The sequence below is a fragment of the Comamonas sp. GCA5 genome (assembly GCF_036541385.1).
Lineage (GTDB): Bacteria > Pseudomonadota > Gammaproteobacteria > Burkholderiales > Burkholderiaceae_C > Comamonas > Comamonas aquatica.
Window position 1 is genome coordinate 1 of record NZ_JAZHFR010000084.1, and the last position, 14,974, is coordinate 14,974.

A 14,974-nucleotide genomic window follows, 5' to 3' on the forward strand; every position below is an offset into this window, starting at 1 on the left:
CTCGTCTGTAGATGTGCAGTCTGTTCCTCGTTTTACGCTTCTTGAGCACTACGGCAGTCAGGTCTATCAAAAAAGAAAGCCATCAGCGCTTGCTTTTATGGGAAGTCTCTGTAATGCAACAGCGCCACTGGGGGCATGAAGCCCCAGTCCAAGCACTCAAAAAATGGAAGATGAAAGCACCTGATTTATTCGTCAAGAACGTGCGTAATCATCCGGGACCTGACACCACATCCTCCTCGGCACCAACGACCTCACTGCCAGCCGCCAGTTCTATGACGCCGTGCTCAGCATCTTAGGTGCACCCTTCGCCAGCCACATTCAGGTCAACGGTTTTGAACGCTATGTCTGGGACCACGACGGCACGCGCCTGATGATCGCCACGCCGCGCGATGGCCAGCCCTGCACGCACTACAACGGCTTCACGCTGGGTTTCAAAACCACCTCCATCGACCAGTTGCACCGTGCGCTGGACGCGGCCCTGGCCCACGGCGGTGTGGCCATCGAAGACCCTGCAGGCTGGCGCAAGGCGCCGGGCAATGACCGCTATCTGGCCTATGTGCGAGACCCGGCCGGGCACAAGCTGTGCCTGATGTTCCGCGAGATCTGGGCACAGCCGGCCCCCGCAGGCACGGCGCCATAAAACCATAGCTGTGAGCGCAATCTGGATAAGCGCTAGAGCCAGATTGGATACGCAACACTTCCAACTGAGGTGACACACCAGCGCGCGTTGCCCGCCGCGCACCCCAGCCCGCATGGCCCCCATGCCTGCGCGGGTGGGCGCCATGCCTACCAACCGCCATAGCACCGAGGTACTGCCGTTGGTTTGACAGCGGCGCGCCTCACCGGTGCGGCGTTGCGCCGGTTGGCCTGTCGCTGCGCAGGGGGCTCTTTTTCGCAGAGCGCGTTGCCGCGGCTCCGACATGCTCCTTCGCAAGAGGGAACTGGTGCCGTCGCGTGCCCCCTGGCGCGGCACTCGCGCCGTCCGCGTAGCCTGGCCGCTGCCTGCCCGCATCGCTTGCCGCTGCATGCATATGGGCCCTGGCCCATCGCACGCATCCCTGCCCCATCTCCCCCGAGGCTAGGCCAGCATGCACGGGCAGTGGTCCAACCCCCACCAGCACATCACCCGTGCGGCTGTGGCCTCAGAACGCACGGCCTCTGATCTCTCACAAACCGCGGGCACACCGGGGCGGTGCATTTGGGCGTAGCCTTGTGGCTGGCAACTACGCCCACAGATCACGAGAGATGGCCAAGAAATTCCCGATCGCCCCCGCCCACCCCGAGCGCCTGTGCTGGGGCTGCGACCTGTATTGCCCGGCCGATGACCTGCGCTGCGGCAATGGTTCCGACCGCACGCCCCACCCTTGCGAGTTCTGGGGCGACGACTGGGAGCAGCTGCTGGAGGGCACGTCCTCCGAAGCGGTGGACGCCGCCCATCCCCAGGCCCAGACACCACCGCACAAGCGGTAAGCCCTGCGCCGCCAGGGTGGGGCGACCTGCCCCCCTGCGCTGATCCTCTACAGCAAAAAACACCGCTGACGCTCACCCAGAAAGCGCCAGCAGCTATCAAAAATAATAGCCTGCATCGCCTGGGTGACGCGCTGCGAGCCAGGGCAAGCGTTAGCATGCGTGCAGGCTGGTGCGCGGCAACGCCCCAGCCCTCACCCACTACCGCTTACTGAGGAGACACCCCCTATGTTCAGCCACGTCATGCTCGGCGCCAACGACCTGGATGCGTCCGTCAAGTTCTACAACGCCCTGCTGGGCACGCTGGGGGCCAAGCCCGGCGTGCAGGACCGCCACCGTTACTTCTGGCGCCACGCGGGCAGTACCTTCAGCGTGACCACGCCCATCAATGGCGAGCCCGCCACGGCGGCCAACGGCTTCACCCTGGGCTTTGCGGCCGAGTCCACCGACCAGGCCCTGCAGGCCTACGAAGCGGCGCTGGCTGCGGGCGGCACCGCCATCGAAGACGCCCCCGGCTGGCGCGGCGATGAGCGCATGAAGCTGTTCCTGGCCTATCTGCGCGACCCCGCGGGCAACAAGGTGTGCGTGATGCACCGTCCGCCCAAGGCCTGAGCCTGGCAGCCCCGCCGGACGGACACGCGGCGGGCGCAGGCGCCAGTCGCGCGATCCACCGCAGTGGTCCCGCTCAACGCACGGCGCGATGGCGCAAAAAAAGCCCGCGGCCTTGGCCTGCGGGCTTTTTTTGTGGGTGTTGGACGGCGACTCTTACGCGATCACCGTGTTACGGCAGAACGTCTCTGCAGCTGTCACTTTTATTTTTCTCTTCGCAGTACACGAAGTGCTGGTGTGAGATACAGCATTGTTTGCGCAAACAACCCGGCAATTATAACCAATAGCCATAAAAAATGTTTTGCAACCTATTTTCATGGCTATTGGCGCAGGGCCTCAGCCCTCGGCCTTGAAGCCGGTGCGCTGCACCACAGGGCCCCATTTGCGCAGGTCCTGCTGCAGCAGCTGGGCAAATTCCGCCTGGCTGGACGCGGTGACGCTGAAGGCCATTTCCGCCAGTGCCTGCTGCAGTTTGGGCTGGGCCATGCTGCGGTTGGCGGCGGCGTGCAGGCGCTGCACCAGTTCGGCGGGCGTGCCCTTGGGGGCCAGCAGGCCCATCCATTCGCTGGAGGTCAGATCGCCCAGGCCCTGCTCGGCAAAGGTGGGCACCTGGGGCATCTGCGCAATGCGCTGGGCGCTGCTGACGGCCAGGGTGCGCAGCTTGGGGTTGCCGATCTGGGCCACGGGTTCGCTGACCACGTTGAAGCTGGAGGTGAGCTGGCCCGCCATCACGTCCTGCAGGGCCAGCGCCCCACCCTTGTAGGGCGCGTGCACATAGTCCACCCCCACGCTGGCGGCAAACATGGCCCCCAGGAAATGCGGCGTGGTGCCGGCGCCGGGCGAGCCGTACGAAGCCATCTGTGGATGGGCCTTGAGCCAGGCGCCAAAATCCTGCAGCGAACGCACGCTGCCCGGCACCAGCGGACCGACGTTGACGCTGTACGGCAAGGCGCACAGCGCGGCCACGGGCACCAGGTCGGTCAGCGGTTGGTAGCTGAGCTTGGTGTAGACATGCGGGTAGATGGTGAGGATGGAGCCGGGCGTGACCAGCAGGGTCAGGCCATCGGGCTTGGCGTTCTTGACGGCCTCGACCGCGATGCGCCCGCCCGCGCCGGGGCGGTTGTCCACCAGCACGGGCGCGCCGATCTCGGCCGCCAGCAGCTGCCCCAACTGGCGCGCCACAAAGTCGGCCGAGCCCCCGGCGGCAAAGCCGACCACCAACCGCACGGGTTGCCCCTGGGCCCAGCTGCGGCTGGCCGCCCAGGGCGACAAGGTGGTGGTGGACGCTGCGCAAGCAGCCAGCAACTGGCGACGCGAGATCATGGGGGACGGTGCTTTCGGTGAATAGGGACTGCGCAAGCGGCAGGGGCGCAGGGGGCGCCGCGGCCGATTCTAGGAAGCCCGCACCGACAGGCAGCGCAGAAAGCAGCCCGTGCACCGCGCAGCTTTATTGCTTGCAGGGGCGGTGCAATTCGGCTAGCACGCCGTTTATCTGCGCTGCAGCATTGATTCACACAACATCAACGCGCCACGCCGCCGCATCACAGCAAGGAAATGCAGCACGAGGGTGGCGCTGCCACGCAAAAATTTGCGCAAAAGACGCAATAGGCGCTCTCCGCGGTCAATTATTGCAAGCCCACACCTGCACACCGATCGTTCAGCGTGTCTGCCGCCTGCGCCAGCAATCCCCATCAAATCTGCCTCCAGCGCAGATGCAGCCAGCGCATACAGCTATGGTTTTCAAGATACCTGAGCGCCGCCAATGCCGCAGCGCCGCATGCCGGCACTGCGTCTGCACGATACTTGGGCGCTCACTTTCCGGGTGGCCCAGGCGGCCCGGTGTTGTTCACCGCCAGCCGCCAGGGCTGGCCCTGCCCAGGAGCATGCGTGCAATCAGCAAGCGATCAATGGTTTGACGAGGCGTACTACCAGCGCTTTTATTTCGACAAGAAAACCAGCGTGGTGGACCCCGAGCACATTGAACGTCTGGGCACGTTTGTCTGCAGCTACCTGAAGTACCTGCGCGTGCCGGTGGCGCGCGTGCTGGATGTGGGCTGCGGCATCGGCCTGTGGCAGCACGTGGTGCAGCAGCAGTTCCCCGGCTGCAGCTACCACGGCGTGGAGTTCAGCGACTACCTGTGCGGCCGCTTCGGCTGGGAGCGCGGCTCGGTCGTGGACTACCAGGCCAGCGAGCCGTTCGACCTGGTGATCTGCCAGGGCGTGCTGCCCTACCTGAGCCCGGCCGACCTGAAGCAGGCGCTGAAGAACCTGGGCCAGCTCTCGCGCGGCGCCCTGTACCTGGAGGCCGTGGCGCGCGAGGACTATGAGCGCGACATCATCGACGAAGACCTGACCGACCCGCGCCTGTTCCGCCACCGTGCCGCGCTGTACCGCCAGGGGCTGTCGGCCAGCTTCAGCGAACTGGGCGGCGGCCTGTGGCTGAGCCGCAAGTCCCAGGTGCCGGTGTTTGAGCTGGAGTGCGCCGGCGGCGGCCACTGAGCCCACGCCCGGCCAGCTGGGCGGCAGGACAAGCGCCGCACCCCAGCGCCCACCCACGGCAGCTGCGACAATCGCCGGCTTGCCCATGTCTGCCTCCCCCACACCCTTTCCCCATGCCGTCGCGCGCCTGCGCGATGCCCGCCTGACGCGCAGCACGCGCCCCTTCCTGGCCCGTGGCGGCCCCAAGGGCGACCGCTGCGAAGGCTGCCGCCTGCGCACCAGCCACTGCATGTGCGCCCTGCGCCCCCACCTGCCCACGCACGCCGGGGTGTGCCTGGTGATGCACGATGCCGAACCGCTCAAGCCCAGCAACACCGGCTGGCTGATCGCCGATGTGGTGCAGGACACCTTTGCCTTCGGCTGGAGCCGCCTGGAGCTGGACCCCGGCCTGCAGGCGCTGCTGCAGGACCCGCAGTGGCAGCCCTACCTGGTGTTCCCGGGGGAGTTTGTCGAGCCGCCCGAACGCGTCATCCACGCCCTGCCCGAAACCCAGGCCGACAGCGGCCGGCGGCCGCTGTTCATCCTGCTGGACGCCACCTGGTCCGAGGCGCGCAAGATGTTCCGCAAGAGCCCCTACCTGGACAAGTTTCCGGTGCTGAATCTGCAGCCCGAGCAGTTCTCGCGCTACCAGCTGCGCCGCTCCAAGCGCGAAGACCACTTCTGCACCAGCGAAGTGGCCGCGCTGTGCCTGGAGCTGAGCCAGCACCCGCAGGACGCACGCGCCGGCCAGGTGCTGGAGCGTTACCTGGAGGTCTACACCCACCACTACCTGTGCGCCAAGAACCAGGTGCCGCCCAACCCCCACAGCCCGGCGCACCAGCGCCTGCAGGCCACACTGCAGCCTTCGTGAACACCGGCGGCCGCCATCGCGCCGCCCGGAATTTGCATAACACGGGGATGTCTGAAGCCAGTGGGAGAATGCACCGCCATGGGGCCGGATGTGCTCGGCCCGCCTGCTTGAGTGCCTCGTTCCATGAAGTCTGTGGTGAAGTTTTCCCTGCTGTCGGCGGCCATCGTGGCCGCCGTTTTTTCTGCGGCCGCACACGCGGCCCCCGGCGCCAGCGATTCGCCCACGCTGCAGCGCTGGCAGGCCGGTGGCACCGTGGTGCTGGGCGTGCGCGAAAGCGCCACGCCCATGGCCTATGCGCTGGGCGCCAACGAGAAGTTCGTGGGCTACCACGTGGAGTTGTGCGAGAAGGTGGTGCGCGCCATCGCCCCGCAGGCGCAGCTGAAGTACATGGTGCTGACCGCGCAGAACACCATGCCGCTGATCCAGAACGGCACGGCCGACTTCAACTGCGCCAGCATGACCAACAGCCTCAAGCGCCAGGACCAGGTGGCCTTCGGCCTGACCACCTATGTCAGCGAGGTACGCATGGCCGTGGCCCAGCAGGCGCCCATCACCAGCTTCAAGCAGCTGGACGGCAAGAAGGTGTCGGCCATCACGGGCACCACGGCCGTGCAGATCCTGCGCCGCTATGCGGCCGAGCACGGCATCCAGTTCCAGACCCTGATGGCCAAGGACCAGTTCGAAGCCTTCCTGCTGCTGGAGTCGGGCCGCGTCGACGCCTTTGTGCTGGATGACAACATGCTGGCCGGCGTGATCGCCCAGAGCAAGCACCCCGCAGGCTACAAGATCGTAGGCGAGGTGATCGGCGCGGAGCCGATCGCCATCCAGTTCAGCAAGCAGGACCCGGCCATCAAGCAGGCCGTGGACGGCGCCATCCGCCAGATGATGGCCAACGGCGAGATCGAGCGCCTGTACGCCAAGTGGTACACGCAGCCGATCCCGCCCAAGCAGGTGAACCTGAACCTGCCCATGGGCAGCACGCTGAAGAAGCTGCTGGCCCAGCCCAACGACGTGCCGGTCGAGCAGTTCCAGCCCTGAGCTGGCAGCGTCCTACGGCACGGCTGCTGACAGCATCGATAGCACCCAGCCCAGGCCCTGCCTGGGTTTTGGCCGTTTTGGACCCTGATGGCTGTGCCGCCCAGGCTGCCCCCGGCACCTGGGCATGCCGGTCTCATGCGGCGCCACGATGGTCAGTGGTAAGTGCCAGCCCCATCGCCACGGTGGTGGTGCACGCCGCCGCGGTGCGCCACCGCACGATCTGGCGCGCCGGACTGCGGCAACCCACGATCCCGGGCGACACCCCACACCGACTGTCCGCAGGCAGACTCACTGCACCTTGGGCGCGCGGCACACCGGCCGCCCCCATCCGACCCACCGTCCAGGCCCGCCCGCAGGCCTGCGTGCACGCCAGCCAATCGCCCCAGCCTCCGCCCCCTGGACACACGCCACCGCCGTTGAGCTAAAGAACTTGATAGCACTGGGTGTAATCGGCAGTAAGACTAAAATCGAAAAACTCTGTTACCGGGTAGATACCCGAATTGCAGTAGCATCCTTTCGCCATGCTTGCCATGGCAGTGTCTTCAGCGCCCAGCGCGCCAGCGGCCCGCCTCCGGCTGCGGACACGGATGCCCTTGGCCATGCCGCCTGCGCGGACAGGCCACCCCCACCACGGCGATGTTTCTGGCGTCCGATCCGGGTCTGCGTGCGGAGTGCCGGCGCCCTGGTGGTCGCTGTGCTGTTTTTTCTGCCTGGTCCAGCCCTGGCCTGGACCACCTGACATCAAGAGGTAAGTCGGTTTTGACGGAATTCAAACTGCGCTACAACCCGGCGCTGGACGGCCTGCGAGGGATCGCCATCGTGCTGGTGCTTCTGTCGCATGCCCATGTGCCGCTGTTCGATGGCGCCTTCCTGGGCGTGGACCTGTTCTTTGTGCTCAGCGGCTACCTGATCACCTCGCTGCTGCTGATCGAATGGCACACCGAGGGCCGGCTCGACTACTGGCGTTTTTACCGCCGGCGCTTTTTCCGGCTGATGCCGGCGCTGGCCCTGTTCCTGGCGGCCTATGTGCTGTTCGCGCCGCTGCTATGGCCCGATCTGGACGACATCTACCAGGACGCCCTGGTCTCGCTGCTGTACCTGGCCGACTACGGCATCGCCTTTTTTGACAGCCCGGACACCTTGCTGCACATGTGGTCGCTGGCGGTGGAAGAGCACTTCTACCTGATCTGGCCGCCGCTGCTGGCCTTGCTGGTGCGTAAGGCCGCGCCCGGCAAGCTGTGGCGCACCATTCTGCTGCTGTGGGTGCTGGCCTGGGCCTGGCGCATCTTCTGGGTGTTCCAGGGCCAGCAGTTCTACGAAATCTTCTTCCGCTTCGACACCCGGGCCACTGGACTGCTGGCCGGCAGCCTGCTGGCCGCCCTGCTGCACGAGCGCACCGGTTTTGCCGAAGCCATCCAGTCCCGGCTGCACCATGTCATGTGGCTACCCCTGGCCATCCCCCTGCTGATGTCGCTGGGCTGGGACAACCAGGATGCCATGCTGTGGGGCATCACGGTGGTGGAGTGCGCGGCCATTGTCATTCTGGTGGCGGTGCAGCGCCAAGGGCTGATCTACGACATGCTGACCGCACCAGCCCTGGTGCAGCTGGGCCGCCTGTCCTACGGCATCTACCTGTGGCACTACCCCGTGGTGCGCTACCTGCGGGCCGAGTTCTCGTGGCCCGTGGTGCTGGTGCTGGGCCTGGCCATTTCCGCTGCGCTGGCGGCCCTGTCCTTCTACACGGTGGAGCGCTGGGCCCTGCGCTGGCGCGATGCGCCGCGCAAGGAGCGCCCGGCCAACGTGCCGGCCCACGCCCGGCAGGCCATGCGCTGAGCGCCACCGGACCATGGTCCCACCATAAAAAAACCGCCCCAAGAGGCGTTTTTTGCAGCGGCAGCGGTGGGTGCGCTTACAGGGTCTTGCCCGCACCGCGGCGGCGCGCCAGCCAGGCGATGATTTCGCCCATCACGCCGCGGCGGAAGGCCAGCACGCACAGCACGAAGATGAAGCCGGTGACGATGGTCACGGACTCACCCAGGGTGGTGAACCATTCCACGCCCGTCAGCTTGGCCAGGAAACTGCCAAAGTCGCCGATCTTGTTTTCCAGCGCCACCACGATGGCAGAGCCAACGATGGGGCCGGACAGCGTGCCCATGCCGCCCATCAGCGTCATAAGCACCACGTGGCCGGAAGCCGTCCAGTGCACGTCGGACAGGGTGGCAAAGCCCAGCACCACGGTCTTGAGCGAGCCGGCCAGGCCAGTGATGGCGGCGGACAGCACGAACACCAGCAGCTTGAAGCGGTTCACGTCATAGCCCAGGGAGATGGCGCGGGGCTCGTTCTCCTTGATGGCCTTGAGCACCTGGCCAAACGGCGAGTGCACGGTGCGCACGATGACCAGGAAACCCAGGACACAGATCACCAGGGCCACGTAGTACATGGTCAGGTCGTTGGCCAGATCGATCACGCCGAACAGCTTGCCGCGCGGCACGCCTTGCAGGCCGTCTTCACCGCCGGTGAACGGGGCTTGCAGACAGACGAAGAACAGCATCTGCGCCAGGGCCAGCGTGATCATGGAAAAGTAGATGCCCTGGCGGCGGATCGCCAGCCAGCCGGCCAGCAGGCCCAGGGCCGCCCCCCCGAGGGTGCCCAGCACGATGCCGACCTCGGGCGTCACACTCCAGACCTTGATGGCATGGCCGGCCATGTAGGCCGCGCCACCCAGGAAGGCAGCATGGCCAAAGGACAGCAGACCGGTATAGCCCAGCAACAGGTTGAAGGCCGAAGCGAACAGTGCAAAGCACATGAGCTTCATGACGAACACGGGATAGGCGCCAAAGAAGGGCGCAACGATCAGGGCCAGCAGCAGCACGCCGTAGCCGATGAAGGAGATTTGCTTGGAATTCATGTGGTGTGCCCCTGCTTATTTCTCTTTGCCGAACAGGCCCGCGGGGCGAATCAGGAGAACGATGACCATGATGACGAACACCACGGTGGAGGAGGCTTCGGGGTAAAACACCTTGGTCAGGCCTTCGATCACGCCCAGCCCCAGGCCGGTGAGGATGGAGCCCATGATGGAGCCCATGCCACCAATCACCACCACGGCGAAGACGATGATGATGAGGTTCTGCCCCATCAGCGGCGTCACCTGGTAGACGGGTGCCGCCAGCACCCCGGCGAAGGCCGCCAGACCCACGCCGAAGGCATAGGTCAGCGTGACCATGACCGGCACATTGATGCCGAAGGCTTCGACCAGGCGCGGGTTTTCCGTACCGGCGCGCAGGTAGGCCCCGAGGCGGGTCTTTTCGATCACGTACCAGGTGGCCAAGCAGACCACGATGGAGGCCACCACCACCCAGGCCCGGTAGTTGGGCAGGATCATGAAGCCGAGGTTGGTGGCGCCCTCCAGCAGCTCCGGCGTATCGTAGCCCAGGCCCGACACCCCGTAGATGGAGCGGAACACGCCCTCGATCAGCAGCGACAGCCCCAGGGTCAGCAGCAGGCCGTAGAGGTGGTCGAGCTTGTAGATCCAGCGCAGCAGGAAGCGCTCGATCAACACCCCGAACGCCCCGACGATGATCGGCGCGAGGATGAGCATCACCCAATAGTTGATGCCGAAGTAGTTCATGGCCATCCAGGTGACCATGGCCCCCAACATGAACAAGGCGCCGTGCGCAAAGTTGATCACGTTGAGCAGGCCGAAGATCACCGCCAGCCCGAGGCTCAAGATCGCATAAAACGAGCCGTTGACCAGCCCCAGCAGAAGCTGGCTGAGCAAGCCCGGTAAAGAAACACCGAAGATTTCCATGAGAGAGACGCTATTGGGTGAACAAGGTGCCCGTCAGTCACTGCGCGCAGCACGCCAGCGGCGTGCTGCAACGGCTTACGTCACTTCCACAGGGCGCATTTAGTTTCCGCCTTGGTGGTCCAGACCTGGTCGGCCGGCAAGGTGGACAGAACCTTCAGATAGTCCCAAGGACGCTTGGATTCCTCAGGCTTTTTGACTTCCACGAGGTACATGTCGTGGGCGTAGGTGCCATCGGGACGGATGGTTCCCTTGGCATAGAAGTCCGACAAGGGCGTGCTCTTGAGGTGGGCCATGATCTTGTCGGCATCGGTGCTGCCCACGGCCTGCACGGCCTTGAGGTACTGCGTCACGGCCGAGTAGTCAGCGGCCTGCACATCGGTGGGCATGCGCTTGGTCTTGGCGAAGAACTTCTCGGCGAACTTGCGCGATTCGTCATTCATGTCCCAGTACCAGCTGGTGGTGTGCAGCAGACCCGCGGTGTTCTTCAGCCCCAGGGAGTGGATGTCGGTCAGGAACACCAGCAGACCCGCGGTCTTCATGCTCTTGTCGATGCCGAACTCCTTGGCCGCCTTGATGGCGTTGATGGTGTCGCCACCCGCGTTCGCCAGACCCAGGATGTGGGCCTTGGAGTTCTGCGCCTGCAGCAGGAAGCTGGAGAAGTCCGAGGCGTTCAGCGGGTGCTTGACGCTGCCCTTGACTGTGCCGCCCTTGGACAGGATCACCTTGGTGGTGTCCGACTCCAGCGCCTGGCCGAAGGCGTAGTCCGCCGTCAGGAAGAACCAGTCCTTACCACCGCGCTCCACCACCGCGCCGCCCGTACCCTTGGCCAGGGCCACGGTGTCATAGGCATAGTGGATGGTGTAGGGGTTGCACTGGTCGTTGGTCAGGGCCGAGGAGCCGGCGCCGTTGTTGATGTGCACGCGCTTCTTCTCGTTCGCCACCTGCGAGACGGCCAGGGCCGTGCCGGAGTTGGTGCCACTGAAGATCAGGCTGATACCTTGCGTGTCAATCCACTCGCGCGCCTTGCTGGCCGCGATGTCGGCCTTGTTCTGGTGGTCAGCCGACAGCAGTTCGATGGGCTTGCCCAGCACCTTGCCGCCGAAATCGTCGATGGCCATCTGCATGGCCAGCGCGCCGTTCTTGCCCTCCACATCCGCATACAGGCTGGACATGTCGGTCACGAAACCGATACGCACCTTGTCCTGCGGCTGCGCATGCGCCGTCGCGGCCATCAGGCCGGCGGCACCGAGCATCCAAGCCAGTCGAGTGAAATTGCGCTGTTTGGTCATTGCCTTGTCTCCTTGGTGGTGTGGCTGACGCCTTGTAAAACCAGTGCCCTTGTTCCGACGACGCGGGGGCGGCAAACTCGATAACGCGAACACAAACACCGTCTGATCACGGCAGCACCGCACCGGGTCCGGCGGGTGCTGCCGCACTCAGACGATCACTTCCACAGAGCGCACTTGCTCTCTTCCTTGGTGGTCCAGACCTGGGCCGCGGGCAGCTTGGTGACCACCTTGTAGTAGTCCCAGGCTTCCTTGGACTCCGAGGGCGACTTGACCTGCATCAGGTACATGTCGTGGGCATAGCGGCCATCCGGACGGATCACGCCTTCGGCATAGAAGTCCTTGAGCGGCGTGCTCTTGAGCACGGCCATCACCTTGTCCGCATCGGTGGTGCCGGCCTTTTCGATGGCCTTCAGGTAGTTGGTGGTGGCCGAGTAGTTGGCCGCCTGGATGTCGGTGGGCATGCGCTTGGTCTTGGCCTGGAACTTGCGCCCGAATGCACGGGTCTCGTCGTTCAGGTTCCAGTCCCAGCTGCTGGTCAGCAGCAGGCCTTCGGTGTTCTTCAGCCCCAGCGAGTGGATGTCGGTCAGGAACACCAGCAGGCCCGCCATCTTCATGCTCTTGTTGATGCCGAACTCACGCGCGGCCTTGATGGCGTTGATGGTGTCGCCGCCGGCATTCGCCAGGCCCAGGATCTGGGCCTTGGAGTTCTGCGCCTGCAGTAGGAAGCTGGAGAAGTCCGAAGCGTTCAGCGGATGGCGCACGCTGCCCTTGACGTTGCCGCCCTTGGCCTTGATGACCTTGGTGGTGTCGGCTTCCAGCGAGTGGCCGAAGGCGTAGTCCGCGGTCAGGAAGAACCAGTCCTTGCCGCCGTTGTCCACCACCGCGCCGCCCGTACCCTTGGCCAGGGCCACGGTGTCATAGGCGTAGTGGATGGTGTAGGGCGAGCACTGCTCGTTGGTCAGGGCCGAGGAGCCGGCGCCGTTGTTGATGTAGACACGCTTCTTCTCCTGTGCCACCTTGGCCAGCGCCAGGGCCACGCCGGAGTTGGTGCCACCGAACAGCATGGTCAGGTTCTGCGTGTCGATCCATTCGCGCGCCTTGGTGGCGGCAATGTCAGGCTTGTGCTGGTGGTCCTGGGTCAGCAGCTCAATGGGCTTACCCAGCACCTTGCCACCGAAATCATCGATGGCCATCTGGATGGCCAGGGCACCGTTCTTGCCGTCCACGTCCGCGTAGTTGCTGGACATGTCGGTGATGAAGCCAATCTTGATCTTATCGGGCTCCTGCGCGTGGGCCATGCCTGCAACGGCCAGCGACAAGGCCAGGGCGGTCAGGGGCGTACGAATGGGGTGCATGGTGCAGTCTCCTTGTTGTTGTGGTATGTGAAATCGGTAGGTCGGTGTCCGGGCTCAGACGCCCAGCAACTCATTGAGGACGGGCATCTTGGCGTCCAGCTGTGCCGCTTCGAAGGTCTCGACGATGCGGCCGTGCTCCATCACGTAGAAGCGGTCGGCCAGCGGTGCGGCAAAGCGGAAGTTCTGCTCCACCATGACGATGGTGTAGCCCTTCTGGCGCAGCGTATGGATCATGCGGGCCAGGGCCTGCACGATCACGGGCGCCAGGCCTTCGGAAATTTCGTCCAGCAGCAGCAGGCGTGCGCCGGTGCGCAGGATGCGGGCCACCGCTAGCATCTGCTGCTCACCGCCCGACAGGCGCGTGCCCTGGCTGTGGCGGCGCTCGGCCAGGTTGGGGAACATGGCGTAGATTTCCTCGACGCTCATGCCGTCGTGGCCGGTCTTCAGCGGCGGGGGCAGCAGCAGGTTCTCTTCGCACGACAGGCTGGAGAAAATGCCGCGCTCCTCGGGGCAATAGCCCACGCCAAAGTGGGCAATCTTGTGCGTGGGCAGGCCCACGGTTTCCTGGCCGTTGATTTTGACCGATCCCTTGCGGGCGCCGGTCAGCCCCATGATGGCGCGCATGGTGGAGGTGCGGCCCGCGCCATTGCGGCCCAGCAGGGTCACCACCTCACCGGGGTGGACCACCATGTCCACGCCGTGCAGCACGTGGGATTCGCCATACCAGGCTTCGAGATTGCGGATTTCCAGCGCAGGTGTTGTGTGCTTGTTGTCGGCCATGGCTCAGTGCGCTCCTTGCAGTTGGCCATCGGTTGTCCCCATATAGGCTTCCATCACTTGCGGGTTGCTTGAAACTTCGGCGTAGTTGCCTTCGGCCAGCACCGCACCGCGTTGCAGCACGGTGATGCGGTCGGCAATCGTGGAGATCACCTTCATGTTGTGCTCCACCATCAGGATGGTACGGCCGGCCGAGACCTTCTTGATCAGCTGCGTCACACGGTCCACGTCCTCGTGGCCCATGCCCTGGGTGGGCTCGTCCAGCAGCATCAGCTCGGGCTCCATCGCCAGCGTGGTGGCAATTTCCAGCGCACGCTTGCGGCCATACGGCAGATTGACCGTGACCTCATCGGCCATGTCGTCCAGGCCCACCTCGGCCAGCAGTTCCATGGCGCGGCCGTTGAGCTGGTCCAGCGAACGCTGGCTCTTCCAGAAGTGGAACTCGGTGCCCAGCTTGCGCTGCAGGCCAACGCGGACGTTCTCCATGAGCGTCAGGTGCGGGAACACAGCCGAAATCTGGAACGAACGGATCACGCCACGGCGGGCGATCTGGGCCGGGGCCTCGCGGGTGATGTCGTGGCCGTTGAAACGGATTTCCCCCGAAGTGGGCTCCAGGAACTTGGTCAGCAGGTTAAAGCAGGTGGTCTTGCCGGCACCGTTGGGTCCGATGAGTGCGTGGATGCTGCCGCGCTGCACCGACAGGTTCACATCGCTCACGGCGGTGAAACCCTTGAACTCTTTGGTGAGATGGGTGGTTTGAAGAATAACGTCGCTCATGCGCCCAGGCTGCTCCGTGGTTGGGGTGCAGCGCGGAAAGCTGGGGGCTTTTCCGGAGCGTGCACCGTGTCGTATGTTGCGGTGCATCGTATGTGGCGGTTCTGGCAAAAGCACTGGGAGTTGTGCCTAAGACTTACAACCTAAGCACTTACCCTATCCCCACCTTTGAATACATCAGGTCACTGCTTTCTGGACCCAACAAGAAAAGCATTTACTCACTTCCAAGCATTTTGGGTTGTCGCCCAATTCCGGCGTTGGCAGCTTTTTGTAAGCTTTGTTGATCCAAGCCCGGAAGGTTCCGGCTGGGTGCCTGCATAAATCAGGAGCAGATTGCGCACTTCTGGAGCGCGTTGAGCAGCTCAAAGGCTGTGCAACGCTTGAAAACAGAAGTGGTCCCGGTCGTTTGAACAATTGAGTCCAGTTGCTAAGCGAGATCACCGGGGTTATGCCGCCTGCATTTGTGCAAACGGCAATGCTGCAAAGTACGCTTCATCAGGGGTAGCTT

Annotated in this window: 14 protein-coding genes; 7 read left to right on the plus strand and 7 right to left on the minus strand. The window is 64.4% G+C overall.

The annotated features are described in order from the left end of the window. Positions 1-229 precede the first annotated feature (229 nt). The 3 genes from SJH88_RS15740 to SJH88_RS15750 all read left to right on the plus strand — a co-directional run bounded on the left by SJH88_RS15740 (position 230) and on the right by SJH88_RS15750 (position 2,079). Complete coding sequence (locus SJH88_RS15740) at positions 230-640, plus strand: VOC family protein (RefSeq protein WP_274755041.1); 411 nt, start codon at positions 230-232, stop codon at positions 638-640. A gap of 605 nt (positions 641-1,245) precedes the next feature. Continuing rightward, positions 1,246-1,470 carry a DUF3079 domain-containing protein gene (locus SJH88_RS15745; RefSeq protein ID WP_042418724.1) on the plus strand — a complete coding sequence of 75 codons (225 nt, stop codon included), beginning with the start codon at positions 1,246-1,248 and terminating at the stop codon, positions 1,468-1,470. 225 nt (positions 1,471-1,695) lie between these two features. Beyond that, complete coding sequence (locus SJH88_RS15750; RefSeq protein ID WP_183301133.1) at positions 1,696-2,079, plus strand: VOC family protein; 384 nt, start codon at positions 1,696-1,698, stop codon at positions 2,077-2,079. A gap of 333 nt (positions 2,080-2,412) precedes the next feature. On the opposite strand, the gene SJH88_RS15755 is transcribed toward SJH88_RS15750, so the two are convergent. Continuing rightward, complete coding sequence (locus SJH88_RS15755) at positions 2,413-3,399, minus strand: Bug family tripartite tricarboxylate transporter substrate binding protein (protein ID WP_043379325.1); 987 nt, start codon at positions 3,397-3,399, stop codon at positions 2,413-2,415. A 564-nt stretch (positions 3,400-3,963) separates the two neighbouring features. On the opposite strand from SJH88_RS15755, the gene SJH88_RS15760 reads away from it, so the two are divergent. The 4 genes from SJH88_RS15760 (at position 3,964) to SJH88_RS15775 (ending at position 8,296) form a co-directional block, all read left to right on the plus strand. Further along, entirely contained in the window at positions 3,964-4,575 is a 612-nt protein-coding gene (locus tag SJH88_RS15760) for a class I SAM-dependent methyltransferase (protein ID WP_045268026.1), read from the plus strand. Between the two features lie 85 nt (positions 4,576-4,660). After that, the gene (locus SJH88_RS15765; RefSeq protein WP_274755040.1) at positions 4,661-5,425 is read left to right on the plus strand and encodes a tRNA-uridine aminocarboxypropyltransferase; all 765 of its coding nucleotides are present in this window, start codon (positions 4,661-4,663) and stop codon (positions 5,423-5,425) included. Between the two features lie 123 nt (positions 5,426-5,548). Continuing rightward, positions 5,549-6,463, plus strand: a complete 915-nt coding sequence (locus SJH88_RS15770; RefSeq protein WP_042418733.1) for an amino acid ABC transporter substrate-binding protein — start codon at positions 5,549-5,551, stop codon at positions 6,461-6,463. A 636-nt stretch (positions 6,464-7,099) separates the two neighbouring features. Next, positions 7,100-8,296, plus strand: a complete 1,197-nt coding sequence (locus SJH88_RS15775; protein WP_420921750.1) for an acyltransferase family protein — start codon at positions 7,100-7,102, stop codon at positions 8,294-8,296. A gap of 76 nt (positions 8,297-8,372) precedes the next feature. On the opposite strand, the gene SJH88_RS15780 is transcribed toward SJH88_RS15775, so the two are convergent. The 6 genes from SJH88_RS15780 to SJH88_RS15805 all read right to left on the minus strand — a co-directional run bounded on the left by SJH88_RS15780 (position 8,373) and on the right by SJH88_RS15805 (position 14,469). Continuing rightward, entirely contained in the window at positions 8,373-9,371 is a 999-nt protein-coding gene (locus SJH88_RS15780; protein WP_042418735.1) for a branched-chain amino acid ABC transporter permease, read from the minus strand. Between the two features lie 15 nt (positions 9,372-9,386). After that, complete coding sequence (locus SJH88_RS15785) at positions 9,387-10,271, minus strand: branched-chain amino acid ABC transporter permease (RefSeq protein WP_042418737.1); 885 nt, start codon at positions 10,269-10,271, stop codon at positions 9,387-9,389. A gap of 80 nt (positions 10,272-10,351) precedes the next feature. Continuing rightward, entirely contained in the window at positions 10,352-11,560 is a 1,209-nt protein-coding gene (locus tag SJH88_RS15790; protein WP_420921751.1) for an ABC transporter substrate-binding protein, read from the minus strand. A 155-nt stretch (positions 11,561-11,715) separates the two neighbouring features. Next, a complete protein-coding gene (locus tag SJH88_RS15795) occupies positions 11,716-12,915 on the minus strand; it encodes an ABC transporter substrate-binding protein (protein ID WP_183301127.1) in 1,200 nt (399 codons plus the stop codon). 54 nt (positions 12,916-12,969) lie between these two features. Further along, positions 12,970-13,695, minus strand: a complete 726-nt coding sequence (locus SJH88_RS15800; protein ID WP_042418747.1) for an ABC transporter ATP-binding protein — start codon at positions 13,693-13,695, stop codon at positions 12,970-12,972. A gap of 3 nt (positions 13,696-13,698) precedes the next feature. Next, the gene (locus SJH88_RS15805) at positions 13,699-14,469 is read right to left on the minus strand and encodes an ABC transporter ATP-binding protein (protein WP_042418749.1); all 771 of its coding nucleotides are present in this window, start codon (positions 14,467-14,469) and stop codon (positions 13,699-13,701) included. Positions 14,470-14,974 lie beyond the last annotated feature (505 nt).